Origin of the sequence: Achromobacter sp. 413638, from assembly GCF_043119405.1 — a bacterium.
Classification (GTDB): Bacteria; Pseudomonadota; Gammaproteobacteria; order Burkholderiales; family Burkholderiaceae_B; genus Achromobacter.
Window position 1 is genome coordinate 65,408 of record NZ_JBICCO010000021.1, and the last position, 19,126, is coordinate 84,533.

Here is a 19,126-nt window from a genome sequence, read left to right on the forward strand (position 1 = left end):
ATAGCTTTTGAGACGGGAAGCCGCGCCTTAGACGGCGGCGGCGCCCCCTACGATTTCCGAAATTTCTTTGGTGATCGCGGCCTGGCGGGTCTTGTTGTAGACCAGCTGCAGATCGCCGATGACCTTCTTGGCGTTGTCCGATGCCGCCTTCATGGCGACCATCCGGGCCGATTGCTCCGAAGCCATGTTCTCGGCCACGGCTTGGTACAGCAGGCCCTCGACGTAACGCTGCAGCAGGTCGTCGATCACGCTACGGGCGTCCGGCTCGTAGATGTAATCCCAGCTGTAATCCGACTTCACTTCCGAGGTCTTGGACAGGTTTTCCGCGCCGGTCTGGTACGGATCGTCCAAACCGCTGGCCAGGGGCAGCAGGCGCAGGAACATCGGCTCCTGCTTCATCGTGTTGACGAAGCGGGTCGACGCCACGTACAGCGCGTCAATGCGGCCTTCCAGGTAAGCGTCCAGCTGCACCTTGATCGCGCCCAGCAGGCGGTCGAGTTGCGGCTTGTCGCCCAGCTGGACTTCGTTCGAAACCAGCTTGGCGCCGATGCGGGTCAGCACGCCCAGGCCCTTGTTGCCGAAAGCGGTCGCTTGCACGGCGATGCCGTTCTTCTCGAACTCTTTCAGCTTGGACAGCACCACGCGGGTGATGTTGGTGTTCAGGCCGCCGCACAAGCCCTTGTCAGTCGTCACCATGACCACGCCGACGGACTTCACTTCACGTTCGACCAGGTAGGGGTGGCTGTACTCGGGGTTGGCCTGCATCAGGTGCGCGGCGATCTCGCGCACCTTGTTGGCGTACGGACGGCCGGCGCGCATCCGTTCCTGCGCCTTGCGCATCTTGGATGCGGCGACCATTTCCATCGCCTTGGTGATCTTGCGCGTGTTTTGCACGCTCTTGATCTTGGTTCGGATTTCCTTAATTCCGGGCATTGCGCTTTCCTGTGAAGACTGGCCGATGGGTTCCGCTCGCGCCTCATCCATCCGTGAAGGACGGGCGAGGCGCTACGGACGCCTAACCCATCACTTTCTTAAAAAGCACCGTGCTTCTTGAATTCCAGGATGGCGGCGGCCAATTCGCCTTCGTCATCCTTGGACAGTTCCTTGGTGTCTTCGATGCGCTGGATCATGGCCGCGTGCTTGGCCTTGAGCTGATCCTTCAGCGACTTCTCGAACGCCAGCACTTGCGAAACGTCCACGTCGTCCAGGTAGCCGTTGTTGACCGTGTACAGCGTGACGGCCAGTTCCCACACCTGCAGCGGCTGGTACTGCGGCTGCTTGAGCAGTTCCACCACGCGCTTGCCGCGCTCGAGCTGGCGACGGGTGGCGTCGTCCAGGTCGGAGGCGAACTGCGCGAAGGCGGCCAGTTCACGGTACTGGGCCAGGTCGGTACGGATACCGCCGGACAGCTTCTTGACGACCTTGGTCTGGGCGGCGCCGCCGACGCGGGACACCGAGATACCGGCGTTGATGGCGGGACGCACACCGGCGTTGAACAGGTCGGTTTCCAGGAAGATCTGGCCGTCCGTGATCGAGATCACGTTGGTCGGAACGAAGGCCGACACGTCGCCCGCCTGGGTTTCGATGATCGGCAGCGCGGTCAGCGAGCCGGTCTTGCCCTTGACGGCGCCACCGGTGAACTTCTCGACGTACTCTTCGTTGACGCGAGCGGCACGCTCGAGCAGGCGCGAGTGCAGGTAGAACACGTCGCCCGGGTAGGCTTCGCGGCCCGGCGGACGGCGCAGCAGCAGCGAGACCTGGCGATAGGCCCAGGCTTGCTTGGTCAGGTCGTCATAGACGATCAGGGCGTCTTCGCCGCGATCGCGGAAGTATTCGCCCATCGTGCAGCCGGCGTAGGCGGCCAGGTACTGCATGGCGGCCGAGTCGGAGGCCGAGGCGGCCACGACGATGGTGTATTCCAGCGCGCCGTGCTCTTCGAGCTTGCGCACCACGTTGTTGATCGTCGAAGCCTTCTGGCCGATGGCGACGTACACGCAGGTGACGCCCTTGCCCTTCTGGCTGATGATGGTGTCGACGGCCACGGCGGTCTTGCCGGTCTGGCGGTCGCCGATGATCAGTTCGCGCTGGCCGCGGCCGATCGGGACCATCGAGTCGATAGCCTTGATGCCGGTCTGCAGCGGTTGCGACACCGAGCGGCGGGCGATAACGCCGGGCGCCACTTTTTCGATGATGTCGGTGGCCTTGGCGTTGACCGGACCCTTGCCGTCGATCGGCTCGCCCAGCGTGTTGACCACGCGGCCGCGCAGTTCGGGGCCGACCGGCACTTCCAGAATGCGGCCGGTCGTCTTGACCTGGTCGCCTTCGGACACGCCGGTGTAGTCGCCCAGAATCACGGCGCCGACGGAGTCGCGCTCGAGGTTCAGCGCGAGGCCGTAGACGTTGTTGGGGAATTCGAGCATTTCGCCCTGCATCACGTCCGACAGGCCGTGGATGCGGGTAATACCGTCGGTCACGGACACGACGGTGCCCTGAGTACGGACATCAGCCGAAGCGCCCAGGCCCTCGATGCGGCTCTTGAGCAGTTCGCTGATCTCGGAGGGATTGAGTTGCATATAGACTCCTGGAATCCTGTAAGTGCGCCTTAAGCGGCGAGCTGGTCGCGCATGCGGGCCAATTGGGCTTGTACGGAAGTATCGAGCACCTGGTCTCCGACAGCCACGCGCACGCCGCCGATCAACGACTGATCAACGGTGACGCTGGGCTTGAGCTTGAGGCCGAATTTTTGCTCGAGCGCGGCAACCAGTTCTTTGACCTGGGCTTCGCTGAGTTCGAACGCGCTGGTGATTTCCGCCTGCGCCGTGCCGTCGTGACGATTCCGCAGCGCTTCGAATTGCGAAGCGATGACGGGCAGCAGCAGCAGCCGGTCATTCTGGACCAGCAGCTCGATGAAATTGCGGGCGGCCTGCGGCAGCTCGGCCTTGATCAGGCCGGTGAACAGCTCGATGCGCTGCTTGTCGCCCAGACGCGGGTCGGCCATCGCCTCGCGCACATCGGGGTTGGCGGCGACTTGCGACAGCTGGCCGACCAGGTCGGCCCAGGCCGGCAAGCCGGCCTTGTCGTCACGGGCCGCGGCGAACAGCGCCTCGGCGTACGGCCGGGCAACAGTGGAAAGTTCAGCCATGACGGTCCCGGATTAAAGCTGCGCGCGGAGCTGGTTCAGCAGCTCGGCGTGGGCGCGGGCGTCAACCTCGCGCTTGAGGATCTGTTCAGCACCCTTGACAGCCAGCGCCGCGACGTCGTCGCGCAGCGCATCACGGGCGCGCTGGACTTCCTGCGCGGCATCCTGCGCGGCTTGCGCCACGATACGGGCACGCTCGGACTCCGCTTCGCGGCGGGCCTGGTCGATCAGCGAGGCGGCTTGCTTCTCGGCCTCGACGATACGGGCGTGGTTTTCGGACTTGGCAGAAGCCTCGATCAGGCTGATACGCGCCTGGGCCTGGGCCAGATCGGCCTTGCCCTTATCGGCCGCGGCCAGGCCGTCGGCGATTTTTTGGCGGCGCTCGTCCATCGCCTTCGTCAGAGGAGGCCACACGAATTTCATCGTGAACCAGCCCAGAACGAAGAACACGAGCATCTGGAAAATGATCGTCGCGTTCAGATTCACGGTCGTTCCTTTAACACCATTCGGCTCCGGTCGCGCCTGAAGAGAGGGCAATCACGGAGCGCTCGATACTTTGCTGATCGGCGATGGGCCTCAGGCCGCATCGCCGACAGCGTCATGACCCGCCTGTTTCGCCGGCGGGCAGTGCCTTAGCCGACGAACGGGTTGGCGAAGGCGAACAGCATGGCGATACCCACGCCGATCAGGAACGCCGCGTCGATCAGGCCAGCCAGCAGGAACATCTTGGTTTGCAGAGCGTTCATCAGTTCAGGCTGACGAGCCGAGGCTTCCAGATACTTGCCGCCCATCAGTGCGATGCCGATGCAAGCGCCGATGGCGCCCAGACCGATGATAAGACCGCAAGCGAGGGCAACGAAAGCGACGTTGGTCATGACAACTCCTTGGTTAGAAATCTGAAGTCAAAAATTAAGGAATAAGGGTACTGCTCAATGCAAGATGATCTTGCCATCCCGCGTCGGCCGGTTGGCCGCCGCGGGAAATCCGGGGGTCAGTGGCCTTCGTGAGCCTGGCCGAGGTACACCAGCGTCAGCATCATGAAGATGAAGGCCTGCAGCAGGACGATCAGGATGTGGAAGATCGCCCACACCGAGCCGGCCAGGACCTGGCCGATGCCCAGTCCGATGCTGGTGCCGTTGAAGCCGGTCCAGGCGCCGCCCAGCAGGGCGATCAGCATGAAGACCAGTTCGCCGGCGAACATGTTGCCGAACAACCGCATGCCCAGCGAGACGGACTTGGCGGCGTATTCGATCAGGTTCAGCAGCAGGTTGAAGGGGGCCAGCACCACGGCCGCGATGCCATGGGCATGGAACGGCGCGGTGAACAGTTCCTTGACGAAGCCGCCCGGGTGCTTGATCTTGATGCCGTAATAGAACATCAGCAGCAGCACGCCCAGGGACATGCCCATCGGCACGTTCAGGTCGGCGGTCGGGAGAATGCGGTGATAGTAGAGCGGGTCGCCGTGCTCGGCGCCCAGGCCGGTCCAGCGCCAGATGGAGGGCAGCAGATCGACCGGCAGCAGGTCGAGCGCGTTCATCAGGATGATCCAGAGGAACACGGTCAGGGCCAGCGGGGCCACGAACAGACGGCTCTTGGCGTTGTGGACGATGCCCTTGGCCTGGTCGTCGACCATGTCCACGACCATTTCCACGAGGGCCTGCAGGCGGCCCGGAACGCCGTTGGTGGCGCGGCGCGCGGCGCGCCAGAGGAAGAAAATGACGATCAGGCCGGTCAGGGCCGACCAGAACAGCGAGTCGTAATTGATGACGTCGAACTGAGCAATAGCGCTCTGTTTCTCGCCGGTGTTATTCAGATGCACCAGGTGGTGCTGAATATACGCGGACTGAGGCGACACGTCGCTGGCAGCAGCCATTTGATTCCTACCCTATTTGCTGTATGCCCGGCCCTTGCGGATCGGACGATTCCACGATTTCGTTTGCCGCGGACTTGCCGGCATCTATGACAACTTGCGGAACATCAATAGCAGGAGATATCCCTTCAAGGTGAGGATCAGGCCCAGCAGCGCCGCGGGCCAGACCAGCCAGCCTTGCGCCACACGCGACAGCAGCCACAACAGCAATGCCGTTGCGAACAGCTTGATCAACTCGCCAAAGAGAAAGGTAAAGGGACTGGCCCGTCCGGACCGTACGCTGAAAGCCAGGCGCAATGCGAACAACGCATTGGGTATGAAATACGCTCCTGCCCCCGCCAGCGCCGACCAACCTGCCGCTGCCCCTCCGACAACCCCCGCGATTACTGCTGCTGCGAGCCCCAAGGCGCCCTGCGCCGCCAATGCCAACAGAAGGCCGCGGCTTGCCTGCGCATTCAGTGCCGCACGGTCCGCGTCGCTGAGTACCAGCACCCGATCCGCCTGGCCCTGCTCCGGCGTTCCCCGCATGGCATCCTGCCCTGCATTTTGCCCTGCACCCTGCCCGGCAAATACTTGCTGCGCATGTTGTGCTTCTAGCTGCATGGAACCCCGCTGCATCAGACTTTTCCCGCGTTCAGGCAACACCAGACACCATCCCTTTCAGGATTCATGGGGTATTCCCCCTTTGGTTTCGTCTGGATCGCCGGGCTTTTCAGGCCGTATCCTCTTGCGCCAAATTTTCATCGGCACCGGGAAACACCCGCTTTTTCGCCCAACTCATTGCCCTACAACTGCTTTTCTGCCCCTGTCAGAACTAGCGGCGAACAACCTTGTGTTCTTATCCCGCAAGCGTCAAACCCGCAGAGTATAGCTTGATTCTTTTTGGGCGAGCAAATGAACTTTCGGCCGGTTGTAAGCTGCCCGAGACAGTCCTTTGCTTCCGCGCCGAGGACAAAAATAGGGACGCGAAAAGCGTCGGGCAGGAGCCTGCTCCTAGGATTCGTCCCAACCGAAATCGCCCCGCAACGGCGCCCATCCCCGCGCTTCCAGCCCCCCCCATCCGAACCTCGCGCAAGACCCGGCGACCACAAGAAAAAACGCGCGCCGCATGGAATCGCGGCGCGCGTCCGGCCTGCGCGGTACGTGCTTCAGTCGCGGCGCACCGGCGGCGGCGCCCACAAGCCGTCCAGCGCCAGGTCCTGCGGCCAGTACAGGCGCATGCTCAACAGGAACGGGCCATCGGAGGCCGGCGCGCTCAGCCAGTTCGCGCGCTTGCGCTCGCCGGGGTCGCGGCGCTGGATGTACACGTCCAGCGAACCGTCGGCGTTGTACTTCAGGCCGTCGGTGCTGCGCAGCACGTAGCGGTTGGCGGGATTGGCGGCGAAGCCATGCTGGCTGTTGTAGACGTGCAGCGACCAGAACGCGTTGGCCGGCGGCAGCTGGCCCTTCTCGAAGTGCAGCACGTAGTCCTCGTCCGAATTCAGCGCGCGCCCCTTGGAATCAGCGACCGTGACCGGATACAGCACGTCCTCGGGCGTGGGCGCGCCCAGGCCCGCATAGGCGATGGAAGCGCGGCGCGTGTAGTCGGTGCCGTAAGTGCCGATGCCCGACAACACGGTGTTCCAGCCGTTCAGCGGCGTGCCCAGCCGCGTCACGCCGTCGGCGATGCGGCGGCCCGCCAGCGGCTGCGCGTCCGCCAGCGCCTGCTGCACTTGCGGACTCAGGCGGCCGAAGTTGAAGGGGCGCCGGTCGTCCAGGCCGATGCGGCGCATGCGGTCGAGCATGGGACCGTCGTTGGCGTGCGGCGGGTTATTGCGCAGCGTGTCGAAGAACAGCGCGAAGAACGAGGCCGCATCCAGCGCGGCCGCCTGCTCGGACGGCGTGCCCGGCGGCAGCTGCATGGGCGCCGGCATGGGCAAGCCGCTGCCGATGGGCGCCGTGCCGACGCCCGCGCCGGTCTGCGGATACGGATCATGCCCGCCTCGCGGCGTCGCGCCGCGAGCCCGCGTGGACGGCGGCGCGGCCGCCGAGATCAAGGGGCTGGCCGACATGGACGACTGGATCTGATTGACGGCCGCATAGTCCTGCGGACCGCCGGCCTGCGTCCAGCCGATCAGCCAGCCGGTCGCGGTGGGGCTGCGCACCAGGTCCACGCCGGGCGGCAACGTGCCTTGCCAATCGGGCCCGACGATGGCGAAGGACTGCGCGCCGTTGCCATTGGTGCGCGTGCCGCGCGAGGCGAACACATCGCTCCACATGTCCAGCGCCGACAGCAGCGTGTAGCGGCCGCCGGCATCGGGCAGGCGCACGATCAGCGGCGCGCGCGAGACGTCGAACCACAGGCTCGAATGCAGCGCGTCGGCGCTGGGCCAGGGCGTGCCGGTGGCGGCGGGATCGGGGAATGCGGTCTTGTGGCCGAACTGGTTCATCGGCGCCTTGCCGTCGGCCGGCGACTGCACGGCGGTGGCCTGGCGGCGCGCCAGTTCCATCAGCACCATGGGATAGGCATAGACGTAGGCGTCGATGGCGGTATCGCGCAGCTCCTGCTCGCTCATCCTGGGCGCGGGCGCGGCGGCGGCCGGATACGGGGTTTCGGACACCAGTCTCAGTGTGGAGCGCGGGGCCTGATTCTGGGCCGGGGTCTGGGCCTGGGCGGCCGCGAAGCAGGCGCTCAGGGCGCTGGCCAGAACGACGGCGGTCCAGCGGCGATTGACAGTGGGGTTACGCATGCAAGGCTCCTTTTTGGTTTTGTTTCGCAAGCGAGCCGCCGCGCAGGGCTTGCCAGTACGGGCAAGCGCCTGTGGCGCGGCACCTCCTGGTATGACGCCTTTCCAGGATAGGGCCGATACCTGCAACAAGGTGCTGCCCAGAAGTTTCAAGGCGCAACGCTGGCGGGAGCCTTCTGGGACGTCTGCCCGGGCCGGGCACGCGCGCCTTGGCGGCGCGCCGCGCGGCTTCCTTGCCCAGGGCAGCGGCGCAAAAAAAACGCGCCCGGCAAGGGGCGCGCCTGGACTCGCGGCTTCCCCCCGGCAGACCGAAGGGAAGGTAACAAGCCTTAACGGTGTTTGAAGTCCGGTTTGCGCTTCTCGACGAAGGCGGCCATGCCTTCCTTCTGGTCCTCGGTGGCGAACAGCGAATGGAACACGCGGCGCTCGAACAGCAGGCCTTCGTTGAGCGAGCCCTCGAAGGCGCGGTTGACGCATTCCTTGGCCATCATGACCGAGGGCAGCGACATGGAGGCGATCACGGTGGCGGCGTCCAGCGCCTCTTCCATGAGCTTGTCGGCCGGCACCACGCGCGACACCAGGCCGGCGCGCTCGGCTTCGTCGGCGCCCATCATGCGGGCGGTCAGGGCCAGGTCCATGGCCTTGGCCTTGCCCACCGCGCGCGGCAGGCGCTGGGTGCCGCCGGCGCCGGGGATCACGCCCAGCTTGATCTCGGGCTGGCCGAACTTGGCGGTGTCGGCGGCGATGATGATGTCGCACATCATCGCCAGCTCGCAGCCGCCGCCCAGCGCGTAGCCGGCGACCGCGGCGATCACCGGCTTCCTGATGCGCTTGAGCGTTTCCCAGTTGCGCGTGATGTATTCGCTGCTGTAGACGTCCATGTACGTCCAGCTCTTCATGGCGCCGATGTCGGCGCCCGCGGCGAAGGCCTTTTCACTGCCGGTGATGACGACGGCGCCGATGTCCGGGTCCGCCTCGAAGGCCAGCAGGGCCGCGCCGAGTTCGTCCATCAGTTGATCGTTCAGCGCGTTCAGGGCCTTGGGGCGGTTCAGCGTCAGCAGGCCCACGCGGCCCCGGGTTTCGACCAGTACGAACGACTCGCTCATTGCATGTCTCCAGATAGGGTATGAAAGTAAGATATGAGCATGAAAACAAAGACCCCCCACGCCACGCGCGCCCGGCGCGTGTCCGCCGCCCCTCGTGGGAGCAACGCGGCGGTCCCGCAATCCCCCGTACTTTACCGCCTCTGGCCGCAGGACCCGGCCGGGCATCGCTACCGGATAACCCTGACGGTGGCCGAACCGGCCGCCGACGGCCAGCGCCTGTCGCTGCCGGCCTGGATCCCGGGCAGCTACCTGATCCGCGACTTCTCGCGCCAGATCGAATCGCTGACGGCCTATTCCGGCGCGCGGCGGGTGGCGGTGAACAAGCTCGACAACCACACCTGGCAGGCCGCGCCCTGCGACGGCCCGCTGCGCGTCGAATACGAGGTCTATGCCTGGGACCTGTCGGTGCGCGGCGCGCACCTGGACGAAACCCACGGTTTCTTCAACGGCACCAGCGTGTTCCTGCGCGTGCACGGCCAGGAACAGCTGCCCTGCCTGGTCGACCTGGCGCCGCCGCGCGGCATCGAGGGCTGGACGGTGCACACCAGCCTGCCGGAAGCGCGCGGCCTGCCTGGCGCGGCCCGCCGCCACGGCTTCGGGCTGTACCGAGCGCCCGACTACGACGCGCTGATCGACCACCCGGTCGAGATGGGCACGCCGCAGGTCGTCAGCTTCACCGCCCACGGCGCCGAACATGAACTGGTCTTCACCGGCGTGGCGCCCAAGCTGGATCTGGCGCGCATCGCCGATGACGTGCGCCGCATCTGCGAAACCCAGATCGCCTTCTTCGAGCCGCGCACCCGCCGCGCGCCCTTCCTGGACAGCGCTGACCGCTACGTGTTCATGACCATGGTCACGAACGACGGCTACGGCGGCCTGGAGCATCGCGCCAGCACCGCGCTGATGACCGCGCGCAAGGACCTGCCGGTGCTGGGCCAGCAGGGCCAGGGCGAAGGCTATCGCGGCTTCCTGGGCCTGGTCAGCCACGAGTACTTCCACACCTGGAACGTCAAGCGCATCAAGCCCGCCGCCTTCGCGCCCTACGATCTGTCGCAGCCCAACCTGACCCGCCTGCTGTGGGTGTTCGAGGGTTTCACGTCCTATTACGACGACCTGCTGCTGCTGCGCTCCGGCGCCATCACGCAGGCCGACTACCTGCGCCTGCTGGCCAAGACCATCACCGGCGTGGCGCGCACGCCCGGCCGCCTGAAGCAGTCGGTGGCCGAAAGCTCGTTCGACGCCTGGACCCGCTACTACAAGCAGGACGAGAACTCGCCCAACGCCCTGGTCAGCTACTACACCAAGGGCTCGCTGGTGGCGCTGGGACTGGACCTGCTGATCCGCCAGGAAACCGCCGGCGCGCGCTCGCTCGACGATGTGATGCGCCTGCTGTGGCAGCGCCACGGCCGCGACTTCTACCAGGGCCGGCCGCAAGGCCTGGAAGAAGACGGCCTGCCCGCGCTGATCCGCGAGGCCACCGGCGTGGACGCGCGCCGCTTCATCGCGCGCCACGCCTACGGCACGGCCGACGTGCCGCTGGCCGAGCTGCTGGAACCGCAAGGCATCAGGCTGCAATGGAAGACCGCCGCCAACATCCCCACGCTGGAAGTGCGCACGCGCAAGCAGGGCGACACGCTGGCGCTGGCCACGGTGCTGGAAGGCGGCGCCGGCCACAAGGGCGGGCTGTCGGCCGGTGATGTGCTGGTGGCCATCGACGGCCTGCGCGTGGACGCGCCGGCCGGGCTGGAACTGCTGCTGGCGCAATACCGCCCCGGCGACCGCGTCACGATCCACGTGTTCCGCCGCGACGAGCTGCGCGCCTTCCGCGTCCGGCTGGGCGCGCCGCAGGCGCTGGACTGCGTGCTCAGCGAGTCCCGCTAGCGCGGGCCGCCCTGCGCGGCGGCCTGCAGGAAACTGTCCAGCGCGCGGCGGCGTCCCTGCCGCCGCGTGACCGCGTACACCATGGCCTGCGACAGCGCGGCGGGCAGCGCGCACACCGCGATGCGGCCTTCCATCTGGCGACAGGCGGATTCCGGCGCCAGCGCCACGCCCAGCCCCGCCGCCACCAGCGCCAGCTGGGCCGGCACTTCCGCCACGCTCTGCGCCACATCGGGCACGAAGCCTTCGCGGGCGCAGGCCTCGGCCAGCCAGCGCGCATAGGCCGAGGTGTCCTGGCGCAGCACCACGAAGGGTTCCCGCGCCAGGTCGGCCAGCGCCAGCCGCTTGCGGCCCGCCAGGCGATGCCCGGCCGGCAGCGCCACCGCCACCGGATCCGGCCACAAAGGCTGCGATTGCAGCTCCTCGTCGTCGACCCGCGTGCGCGAGATGCTGAGGTCGATGCGATGCCCGCGCAGCGCCTCGATCTGCGCAGCCGGGCTCATCTCGTTCAGCAGCACCGACACCTGCGGGTGCGTGCGCCGGTAGCGCGCGATCAGCGCCGGCGCCGGCCCCATGAAGTGCGATCCCGACAAACCGATCTCGATGCGGCCGGCCAGGCCCTGGTCCACCGCCTGCGCGCGCACGGTCGCGTCCTTGAGCCGCCCCAGCGTGACGCGCACGTCGTTCAGGAAGGCCTCGCCGGCCTCGGTCAGCGCGACGCGGCGATTGTTGCGGTCGAACAGCTTCACGCCCAGCTCGCGCTCCAGCTGCGCGATCTGCAGGCTGAGCGGCGGCTGGGAGATGTGCAGGCGCGCCGCCGCGCGGGTGAAGTTCAGTTCTTCGGCCAGCACGGCGAAGTAGCGCAGTTGGCGGAGTTCCATGACGGGGAGCGTAGGCCGGGCGACGGCGAATGATTTGCCAAAGCTATGAAACCAGACAAAAACTATATTGGAAAGTATCAATTCCGGCGAGCAGAATAAACCCGACCCTGACGCGCCGGCCCCTTGCGGCCCGGGCGACCCGCCGATCCTGAAACCTCGCGGACATACGCCAGCAGCGCGCAGCCATTCCAAGCATTTCCGGAGACCTTCCATGTCCGCCTCCCCGCGCCACATCCGCATCGGCCAGATCGTGCCCAGCTCCAACACCACGATGGAAACCGAGATCCCCGCCATGCTGCGCCGTCGCGAGGCCTTCGCGCCCGAGCGCTACACCTTCCATTCCAGCCGCATGCGCATGAAGCAGGTGACGGCGGCCGAGCTGGCGTCCATGGACCGCGAGTCCGACCGCTGCGCGCAGGAACTGTCCGACGCGCGCGTCGACGTGCTGGGCTATGCCTGCCTGGTGGCCATCATGAGCCAGGGCCTGGGCTATCACCGCGTGTCGCAGGAACGCCTGCACCAGGCCACGGTCGCCAACGGCGGCGCGGCGCCGGTGATTTCCAGCGCGGGCGCGCTGGTCGAGGGCCTGCACGCCATCGGCGCGCGCAAGGTCGCCATCCTCACGCCCTACATGAAGCCGCTGACCAAGCTGGTGGTGGACTACATCGAGCATGAAGGCATCGAGGTCCACGACAGCCTGTCGCTGGAAATCCCCGATAACCTGAAGGTCGGCGCGCAGGATCCGCTGGCGCCGGCCGAGCATGTGAAGCGGCTGGACACGCGCGGCGTGGACGCGGTGGTGCTGTCGGCCTGCGTGCAGATGCCCTCGCTGGCCTCGATCCAGCCCACGCAGGACCGTCTCGGCCTGCCGGTGGTGACGGCGGCCGCCGCCACGGTCTACCGAATGCTGCAGGAACTGGGCCTGGACACGCGCGTGCCGGACGCCGGCGAACTGCTGTCGGGCAAGTATTGAGGCCAGGCGTCGGCGGCCAGCCCGCTCATTCCCCGGCGCGCTCCCAGCGCCGCTGGATGGCCTTGGCCGCCACCACGCCATCGGCCATGGACGTCACCACGCAGGGATGCATGCGGTGCGCCACCTCGCCGATGGCGTAGATGTCGGGCACGCTGGTCTCGGCCGTGGCGAAGTCGGTGCGAATGTAGCCGCGCTCGTCGCGCGCTAGGCGCAGGTCGTCGGCGAAGCCCGCCTGCGGCTCCCAGCCGTAGAACACCAGGATCAGGTCGTACTGGCGGCCGTCGACGCTGCGCGCGGCGGGATCGACCTGGTAGGGGCCGATGCGCACGCCCTCGCGGCCGGCGCGCTGCACCCATTGCTGCTGCGCGCGCACGCTGCGCGCAAATAGATGCACGGCGCGCGCGCCGCGGTTGCGCACGTAGACATAGTTCTCGAAGGCATTGTCGCCGCCGCCCAGCACCGCCACCGACAGGCCGGAATAATCCTGCGCCACGATGGGCGAGCCGGGGCCGATCAGCACGCCAGGCCAGGACGCGCCCGGCGGATGGTCGGGCAGGCCCTTGGCGCGCACGCCCGAGGCGATCACCAGGGTGCGGCCGCGCACGCGCGTGGTTTCGCCGCCGGGGCCGGCCAGCGTGGCCTCGATGCCGCCCTTGCAGGGACGCACGTCCGTGGTCCGGGTCGACAGACGCAGCGGCACGCCGGCGGCGCGCACGCTGGCATCGATATTGGCGGCGACCTGCTGGCCGGTCACGCCCGGCAGCACCGCGATCCAGTCGTCGGCGAAGGGATTGTCGTTGCCCAGCCCGCCCAGCCGCTCGCTGGCCTCGACCAGCAGCGGCGACAGGCCCAGCCGGGCCAGCCACAGCGCGCAGGAGGCGCCCGCCGGCCCGCCGCCTACAATGACGGAATCGTAAACTTGTTGCATTGCGTCCCTTGATCGCCCGCGGCGCATCCTGACAGCGCCGGGCCATGCATGGATTGTAGCCAGCGCGGCGGTGCCGCCCGCGCCGCCGCTACAATTCCCGCATTCCCTTCCTGGTTTTCATCATGCCCACACGTCGCATCATCCTCACCGGGCTCGCCCTCGACGCCCGCATCGGCATCCTCGAGCACGAGCGCCGCGCCACCCAGCCCCTGCATGTCGACGCCGAGTTCGACGTGGACATCGCCCGCTCGGTCGACGACCACGACATCCACAGCGTGCTGGACTATCGCCGCCTGCGCGAGGCCATCGTCGAGGAATGCACGCAGGCGCATGTGAACCTGATCGAAACGCTGGTGGAACAGGTCGCCGCGCGCCTGCTGGCCGACTTCCAGGAAGTGCGCTCGCTGCGCCTGCGCATCAGCAAGCCCATGGCGTTCTCGGACTGTGCCGCCGTGGGCGTGGAAACCCAGATCTCGCGTTGAACATGAATTCCATCGCCACCCCCGAGCCGCTGGCCGCCCCCGCCGAAACGGACCAGCCCGCGGTGTCCCGTCGCCACGACAAGGCCCGCCTGGAAGGCAACAAGCTCTCCAAGCGCCTGGCGCGCGAGACCACCCGCGCCCTCTCCGACTACAACATGATCGAGGCCGGCGACAAGGTCATGGTCTGCCTGTCGGGCGGCAAGGACTCCTACGCGCTGCTCGACATCCTGCTGCAGCTGAAGAAGCGCGCGCCCTTTCCCTTCGAGGTGATCGCGGTCAATCTGGACCAGAAGCAGCCAGGCTTTCCCGCCGACATCCTGCCGCGCTACCTGACCGAGCTGGGCGTGCCCTTCCACATCGAGACACAGGACACCTATTCCATCGTCACGCGCGTGCTGGAAGAGGGCAAGACCATGTGCTCGCTCTGTTCGCGGCTGCGCCGTGGCATCCTGTACCGCGTGGCCAGCGAACTGGGCGCGACCAAGATCGCGCTGGGCCACCATCGCGACGACATCCTGGGCACCTTCTTCCTGAACCTGTTCTACGGCGGCAAGACCAAGGGCATGCCGCCCAAGCTGGTCTCGGACGACGGCCGCCACACGGTGATCCGGCCGCTGGCCTACGTGCCGGAAAGCGACCTGATCGCCTATGCCGAGCTCAAGCAGTTCCCCATCATCCCGTGCAACCTGTGCGGCTCGCAGGAGAACCTGAAGCGCAAGGAAGTGGGCCGGATGATCCAGGAATGGGACCGCAAGCATCCGGGCCGCTCCTGGAACGTGTTCAACGCGCTGTCGCGCGTGGTGCCCTCGCATCTGATGGACCGCGATCTGTTCGACTTCGCGGGGCTCAAGCCCACGGGCGTGCCCGATGCCAATGGCGATACCGCGTTCGACGCGGTGGATCCGGAGGACGAGGCCGACACGTCTTGCGGCGATGCGCCGCAAGCCGCGGAACCCGGCGCCATTGCCGAACAGAAGATCGTCTTTTCCCGCAGCTGATGCGGCGACGGACATGAAACAGGGGCTGCGCATGCAGCCCCTTTTGCCTTGCCGCGCCACGCAATGGCGCGCGGCGCCCTGCCTTGTCAGGCGTTCAACACGCGCACCGGCGCGCCCGCCCGCCAGGCCCGCACCGCTTCCAGCGCGTTGCGATAGAAAGCCTCGAAGTTCTCGCGGCTGACGTAACCCAGATGCGGCGTCAGGATGACATTGTCCAGGTCGCGCACCGGATCGGTCGGCGACAGGGGTTCGTCGGGATACACGTCCAGCCCCGCGCCAGCCAGGCGGAACTTCACCAGCGCGTCCATCAGCGCGGCCTGGTCCACCAGGCCGGCGCGCGAGGTGTTGACCAGGTAGGCCGTGGGCTTCATGGCGGCCAGCGCGGCCGCGTCGACCACGTTGCGCGTGCGGTCCGACAGCACCAGATGCAGGCTGACCACATCGGACGTGGCGAACAGCTCATGCTTGTCGACCCGCGTCACGCCGGCCTCGCGGGCGCGCTCGTCGTTCAGGTTGGGGCTCCAGGCCACCACGTCCATGCCGAAGGCCAGCCCGACCCGGGCCACGGCGGCGCCCAGCTTGCCCAGGCCGACCACGCCCAGGCGCCGGCCGGCCAGCGGCTCGGGCATGGCGGTCTGCCACATGCCTCGGCGCATGGCCGCGTCCTCGGCGGGCAGGTGCTTGAAGAGACCCAGGATGTGCGCCCAGGCCAGCTCGGCCGTGGCGGTGGCCGCCAGCGCGTCTCCCGGCGCGCCGCAGACGATGACGCCGCGCGCCTTGCAGGCCGCCATGTCGATGGCGTTGTTGCGCATGCCGGTGGTGATCAGCAACCGCAGCTTGGGCAGGGCCTGGATGCGGTCCGCCGGGAACGGCGTGCGCTCGCGCATGGCGACGATCACGTCGAAATCGGCCAGTTCGGCCTCGACCTGAGCGTCGGGAATGTGGCTGTTGAAGATGCGGACTTGAGAGTCCCCGCCCAGCGAGGTCCAGTCCGCATAGCGCCGCGCCACGTCGTGATAATCGTCGAGGATTGCGATTTTCAAGCTCGTCTCCGGGAGGGCTGGCCCGCGCCAGCCCCCGGCCGGCGCGGGCGGGGCGGATCAGTTCAGGCGTTCTTTCAGCTGGTCCAGCGGCAGCGCGCCGCTGATGCGGGAACCGTCGGCGAAGAACAGCGTCGGCGTGCCACGCACCATCAGGCGCTGGCCCAGCGCCAGCAGCTTGGCCTCGGGCACGTCGCATTCGGCGGCGGCCGGCTTCTGGCCGCGCAGCATCCAGTCGTCCCAGGTCTTGCCCTGGTCCTTGGCGCACCAGACGTCGCGCACCTTGATCTTGGAATCGGGCGACAGGATCGGGTACAGGAACGTGTAGATGGTCACGTTGTCCACCGATTCCATGGTCTTGCGCAGCTGCTTGCAATAGCCGCAGTTCGGATCCTCGAAGATCGCGACCTTGCGCGAGCCGTCGCCCTTGACCTGTTTGATCGCCAGGTCCAGCGGCAGCTGGTCGAAGGTCACGGCACTGAGCTTTTCCTGGGATTCGCGGGTCACGTCGCGACGCGTCATGGCGTCGATCAACGGACCTTCCATGACCCAGGTCACTTTTTCATCGGTGTAGATCAGGTCCATGCCCAGCTGCACTTCGAACAGGCCATAGGGCGTGCGCCGCACGGCGGTCACGTCCATGCCGGAAAAGCGCTGGCGGAAGCGATCCTTCACCGCGTCGGCCACGGGGTCCGCGGGCGCCACCTGGGTCGTGGACACCACCTTGTCGCCCTTGCCGGCCTGGCCGGTGGTGACGGTGGACACGGACTTGTCTTCCTTGGCCAGGACCGGGGCCGACAGGCCCAGGCCGCCCACGGCCAGGCAACAAGCCGCCAACGCGGCCGAAACTCGGAAATTCATGGGGACTCCTGTGCAGATATATCGATTTCTTGGCGGAAAGGGTAACCGATCCGCGTAGGGGCGCAGCGCCCGCAGAGCCATCAGACCGGGACGGGAAGGCGAGGTTCCACTCGCCCGCCAGTCCGACCCCATTTTTCATCAGGTCGGACCGATCCCGAACGCGTAGCGGCCGATGGCCACGGGCGCGCCCCTCTCAGGCAGGCTAGTTCTTCGATGCGCCCGCGATCAGATGCCGCTTGATCATCGGCGCGTGCTCGACCCAGCGCATGCCGGCGTTGCGCAGCCAGGCCAGCGGCGTGGCGCGCGCGGCGAACAGCTTGTGCAGGCCGTCGGTGGCCAGGCGCATGGCCAGCACCGGCTCGGCGCGGGCGCGCTGGTAACGGTGCAGCACCCGCAGGTCGCCCGCCTGGCGGTAGGGTTCGCGGCCGGCCACGGCCTCGACCAGCGCCTCGACGTCGCCCAGGCCCAGGTTCAGCCCCTGGCCCGCCAAAGGATGCAGGCGGTGCGCGGCGTCGCCCGCCAGCGCGATGCCCGGCGCCACCATCTGCGCGCGTTCGAGCGTCAGCGGAAAGCCATGCAGCTTGCTGCGCACCGTCAACTTGCCCAGCCGGCCCTCGGCCGCGTGCGCCAGCAGTCCTTCCAGCGCGGCGGCCTGCTCGCCCTGCGGCAAGGCCAGCAGCCGCGCCGCGGCCTCTTCGCGCATGGACCAGACCATCGACACCTGCGCGCCGTCGGACGTGTCCGGCAGCGGCAACAGCGCCAGCACGCCGTCGTCGCGGAACCACTGAACGGCGGTGCCCTGGTGCGGCCGTTCGGCGTCCAGGTGCACCACCAGTCCGGTGTCCTTGTACGGCACCGCCTCGTGTTTGAGGCCAGCGGCCTCGCGCAGCGGCGAGGCCGCGCCGTCGGCGCCCACGAACAGCTCGGCGCGGATGCGGGCCCCGTTCTCCGTCTGGATCTCGCCGTTGGCGTAGCCCGCGCAGCGGTCCTCGATCCAGGGAATGCCGAACAGGCGCACGGCCTGGATCAGCACGCGCTCGATCTCGCCCGATTCGACGATCCAGGCCAGCTGCGGCAGCGCCGCCTGCCAGGCGTTGAGATGGACCTCGCCGTCGGCGTCGCCGTGGATCTCCATGGCCTGTACCGGCGTCAGCCGGGCGGCGGGCATGGCGTCCCAGACGCCCAGGCCGGCCAGGAACCGCTGGCTGGCCGGGGAGATCGCGTACACGCGCGGGTGGTAGTGGTCGGCTTCGGCCGCCGGCACCGAGGCGCGCGGGGCCAGCACGGCCACGCGCTGCCCGCGCCGGGCCAACGCCAGGGCGGTCGACAGGCCGACGATGCCGGCCCCGCAGACTACGATCTGATGAGTCATCGCGCGCTGGGCTCCCCTGCCTGTTTGGGCCACAGCAGCCACATCTGGCCGCGCTGCTTCATGCGGCCCGCCTGCTGCCCGGCTTCATCGCCGTAGCCCCAATAGAAGTCGGCCCGCGCCGCGCCGCGGATGGCGGTGCCGGTGTCCTGGGCGAACACCAGCCGCTGCAACGGCCGGTCGGACGCGGGATACGTGGTGGCCAGGAACACCGGCGTGCCCAGAGGCACGAAACCGGCGTCCACCGCCACCGAACGCTGCGGCGCCAGGGCGATGCCGTAGGCGCCCTTGGGCCCCTGTTCCGGATCAACCACGGCTTCCTCGCGGAAGAACACCACGGCCGGGTTGGCATTGAGCATTTCCGGCACGCGCTTCGGGTTGCGCTGCGCCCAGGCGCGGATGTTCTGCATGGAGGCCTGGTCGGCCGACAGTTCGCCCCGGTCGATCAGCCAGCGGCCGATGGACGCGTAGGGCTGGCCGTTGTGATCGGCGTAGGCCACGCGGATGGTCTTGCCCGAATCGGGGCCGTCGGTCAGCAGCACGCGGCCCGAACCCTGCACCTGCAGAAAGAAGTTGTCCACCGGATCGTCCACCCACACCAGCACGGGCGGACGGCGGCCCGAGGCCTCGATGGCGGCGCGGGTGTCGTAGGGCACGACGCGCTTGCCGTCGAGCTTGCCGCGCACGCGCTTGCCGGCCAGTTCCGGATACACCGACCCCAGGTCGATGGTCAGCAGGTCCGCCGGCACGGTGTACAGCGGCCATTGATAGGCGCCGCCCTGCCGCCGCGAACCGCGCACCAGCGGCTCGTAATAGCCGGTGACGGTGTTCGTGGCCGGCTTGCCGTCGGCGGCGTTCAGCCGCCAGGGTTGCAG

The 19,126-nt window shown here is 67.6% G+C and carries 19 protein-coding genes; 4 read left to right on the plus strand and 15 right to left on the minus strand.

Annotated features, from left to right (window positions below; translation table 11 throughout):
* Positions 1-27: 27 nt before the first annotated feature.
* The 9 genes from atpG to ACEU5R_RS11180 form a co-directional block, all read right to left on the minus strand.
* The gene (gene atpG, locus ACEU5R_RS11140; RefSeq protein WP_392410181.1) at positions 28-933 is read right to left on the minus strand and encodes a F0F1 ATP synthase subunit gamma; all 906 of its coding nucleotides are present in this window, start codon (positions 931-933) and stop codon (positions 28-30) included.
* Between the two features lie 98 nt (positions 934-1,031).
* Positions 1,032-2,573 (minus strand): F0F1 ATP synthase subunit alpha, encoded by a 1,542-nt coding sequence (gene atpA, locus ACEU5R_RS11145; protein ID WP_103272157.1) that lies wholly within the window; start codon positions 2,571-2,573, stop codon positions 1,032-1,034.
* A gap of 29 nt (positions 2,574-2,602) precedes the next feature.
* Positions 2,603-3,142, minus strand: coding sequence for a F0F1 ATP synthase subunit delta (locus tag ACEU5R_RS11150; RefSeq protein ID WP_392410182.1), 540 nt, complete (start codon positions 3,140-3,142; stop codon positions 2,603-2,605).
* Positions 3,143-3,154: 12 nt separating this feature from the next.
* On the minus strand, positions 3,155-3,625 hold the full coding sequence (locus ACEU5R_RS11155) for a F0F1 ATP synthase subunit B (protein ID WP_103272155.1): 471 nt from the start codon (positions 3,623-3,625) through the stop codon (positions 3,155-3,157).
* Between the two features lie 146 nt (positions 3,626-3,771).
* Positions 3,772-4,014 (minus strand): F0F1 ATP synthase subunit C, encoded by a 243-nt coding sequence (gene atpE, locus ACEU5R_RS11160; protein WP_003815363.1) that lies wholly within the window; start codon positions 4,012-4,014, stop codon positions 3,772-3,774.
* 116 nt (positions 4,015-4,130) lie between these two features.
* Complete coding sequence (gene atpB / locus ACEU5R_RS11165) at positions 4,131-5,012, minus strand: F0F1 ATP synthase subunit A (RefSeq protein ID WP_392410185.1); 882 nt, start codon at positions 5,010-5,012, stop codon at positions 4,131-4,133.
* A gap of 84 nt (positions 5,013-5,096) precedes the next feature.
* Entirely contained in the window at positions 5,097-5,537 is a 441-nt protein-coding gene (locus tag ACEU5R_RS11170) for an ATP synthase subunit I (RefSeq protein ID WP_103276288.1), read from the minus strand.
* Positions 5,538-6,157: 620 nt separating this feature from the next.
* On the minus strand, positions 6,158-7,738 hold the full coding sequence (locus tag ACEU5R_RS11175; protein ID WP_392410186.1) for a DUF1254 domain-containing protein: 1,581 nt from the start codon (positions 7,736-7,738) through the stop codon (positions 6,158-6,160).
* A gap of 326 nt (positions 7,739-8,064) precedes the next feature.
* Entirely contained in the window at positions 8,065-8,841 is a 777-nt protein-coding gene (locus ACEU5R_RS11180; RefSeq protein ID WP_103272152.1) for an enoyl-CoA hydratase, read from the minus strand.
* 39 nt (positions 8,842-8,880) lie between these two features.
* Here ACEU5R_RS11180 and ACEU5R_RS11185 point away from each other — a divergent pair, with 39 nt between their 5' ends.
* Positions 8,881-10,722 carry a M61 family metallopeptidase gene (locus tag ACEU5R_RS11185; RefSeq protein WP_392410187.1) on the plus strand — a complete coding sequence of 614 codons (1,842 nt, stop codon included), beginning with the start codon at positions 8,881-8,883 and terminating at the stop codon, positions 10,720-10,722.
* Here ACEU5R_RS11185 and ACEU5R_RS11190 read toward each other — a convergent pair.
* Entirely contained in the window at positions 10,719-11,600 is an 882-nt protein-coding gene (locus ACEU5R_RS11190; protein ID WP_392410188.1) for a LysR substrate-binding domain-containing protein, read from the minus strand. The genes ACEU5R_RS11185 and ACEU5R_RS11190 overlap by 4 nt on opposite strands.
* Positions 11,601-11,811: 211 nt before the next feature.
* Between ACEU5R_RS11190 and ACEU5R_RS11195 the strand changes: the two genes are divergently transcribed.
* A complete protein-coding gene (locus ACEU5R_RS11195; protein ID WP_103272150.1) occupies positions 11,812-12,573 on the plus strand; it encodes an Asp/Glu racemase in 762 nt (253 codons plus the stop codon).
* 25 nt (positions 12,574-12,598) lie between these two features.
* Here ACEU5R_RS11195 and ACEU5R_RS11200 read toward each other — a convergent pair whose 3' ends face one another.
* Entirely contained in the window at positions 12,599-13,501 is a 903-nt protein-coding gene (locus ACEU5R_RS11200) for an NAD(P)/FAD-dependent oxidoreductase (RefSeq protein ID WP_392410189.1), read from the minus strand.
* Positions 13,502-13,623: 122 nt separating this feature from the next.
* Between ACEU5R_RS11200 and folB the strand changes: the two genes are divergently transcribed.
* Together folB and ttcA are read left to right on the plus strand one after the other, a co-directional pair.
* The gene (folB, locus tag ACEU5R_RS11205; RefSeq protein ID WP_103272148.1) at positions 13,624-13,983 is read left to right on the plus strand and encodes a dihydroneopterin aldolase; all 360 of its coding nucleotides are present in this window, start codon (positions 13,624-13,626) and stop codon (positions 13,981-13,983) included.
* Between the two features lie 2 nt (positions 13,984-13,985).
* The gene (gene ttcA, locus ACEU5R_RS11210; RefSeq protein WP_392410190.1) at positions 13,986-14,981 is read left to right on the plus strand and encodes a tRNA 2-thiocytidine(32) synthetase TtcA; all 996 of its coding nucleotides are present in this window, start codon (positions 13,986-13,988) and stop codon (positions 14,979-14,981) included.
* 86 nt (positions 14,982-15,067) lie between these two features.
* Here the strand turns inward: ttcA and ACEU5R_RS11215 are convergent, their stop codons facing one another.
* The 4 genes from ACEU5R_RS11215 to ACEU5R_RS11230 all read right to left on the minus strand — a co-directional run.
* Complete coding sequence (locus ACEU5R_RS11215) at positions 15,068-16,024, minus strand: D-2-hydroxyacid dehydrogenase family protein (protein ID WP_392410191.1); 957 nt, start codon at positions 16,022-16,024, stop codon at positions 15,068-15,070.
* A gap of 57 nt (positions 16,025-16,081) precedes the next feature.
* Positions 16,082-16,882, minus strand: a complete 801-nt coding sequence (locus tag ACEU5R_RS11220) for a DsbC family protein (RefSeq protein WP_103272146.1) — start codon at positions 16,880-16,882, stop codon at positions 16,082-16,084.
* 202 nt (positions 16,883-17,084) lie between these two features.
* Positions 17,085-18,254, minus strand: coding sequence for a UbiH/UbiF family hydroxylase (locus tag ACEU5R_RS11225; RefSeq protein ID WP_103272145.1), 1,170 nt, complete (start codon positions 18,252-18,254; stop codon positions 17,085-17,087).
* On the minus strand, positions 18,251-19,126 hold an 876-nt coding region (locus ACEU5R_RS11230; RefSeq protein ID WP_392410192.1), incomplete at its 5' end, for a murein transglycosylase A. The genes ACEU5R_RS11230 and ACEU5R_RS11225, both read right to left, overlap by 4 nt.

Bases quoted from the DNA above. Each gene is read 5' to 3' on its own strand.
- atpG (WP_392410181.1), bottom strand. From the start codon at position 933: ATGCCCGGAATTAAGGAAATCCGAACCAAGATCAAGAGCGTGCAAAAC.
- atpA (WP_103272157.1), bottom strand. From the start codon at position 2,573: ATGCAACTCAATCCCTCCGAGATCAGCGAACTGCTCAAGAGCCGCATC.
- ACEU5R_RS11150 (WP_392410182.1), bottom strand. From the start codon at position 3,142: ATGGCTGAACTTTCCACTGTTGCCCGGCCGTACGCCGAGGCGCTGTTC.
- atpE (WP_003815363.1), bottom strand. From the start codon at position 4,014: ATGACCAACGTCGCTTTCGTTGCCCTCGCTTGCGGTCTTATCATCGGT.
- atpB (WP_392410185.1), bottom strand. From the start codon at position 5,012: ATGGCTGCTGCCAGCGACGTGTCGCCTCAGTCCGCGTATATTCAGCAC.
- ACEU5R_RS11170 (WP_103276288.1), bottom strand. From the start codon at position 5,537: ATGCGGGGAACGCCGGAGCAGGGCCAGGCGGATCGGGTGCTGGTACTC.
- ACEU5R_RS11175 (WP_392410186.1), bottom strand. From the start codon at position 7,738: ATGCGTAACCCCACTGTCAATCGCCGCTGGACCGCCGTCGTTCTGGCC.
- ACEU5R_RS11180 (WP_103272152.1), bottom strand. From the start codon at position 8,841: ATGAGCGAGTCGTTCGTACTGGTCGAAACCCGGGGCCGCGTGGGCCTG.
- ACEU5R_RS11185 (WP_392410187.1), top strand. From the start codon at position 8,881: ATGAAAACAAAGACCCCCCACGCCACGCGCGCCCGGCGCGTGTCCGCC.
- ACEU5R_RS11190 (WP_392410188.1), bottom strand. From the start codon at position 11,600: ATGGAACTCCGCCAACTGCGCTACTTCGCCGTGCTGGCCGAAGAACTG.
- ACEU5R_RS11195 (WP_103272150.1), top strand. From the start codon at position 11,812: ATGTCCGCCTCCCCGCGCCACATCCGCATCGGCCAGATCGTGCCCAGC.
- ACEU5R_RS11200 (WP_392410189.1), bottom strand. From the start codon at position 13,501: ATGCAACAAGTTTACGATTCCGTCATTGTAGGCGGCGGGCCGGCGGGC.
- folB (WP_103272148.1), top strand. From the start codon at position 13,624: ATGCCCACACGTCGCATCATCCTCACCGGGCTCGCCCTCGACGCCCGC.
- ttcA (WP_392410190.1), top strand. From the start codon at position 13,986: ATGAATTCCATCGCCACCCCCGAGCCGCTGGCCGCCCCCGCCGAAACG.
- ACEU5R_RS11220 (WP_103272146.1), bottom strand. From the start codon at position 16,882: ATGAATTTCCGAGTTTCGGCCGCGTTGGCGGCTTGTTGCCTGGCCGTG.
- ACEU5R_RS11225 (WP_103272145.1), bottom strand. From the start codon at position 18,254: ATGACTCATCAGATCGTAGTCTGCGGGGCCGGCATCGTCGGCCTGTCG.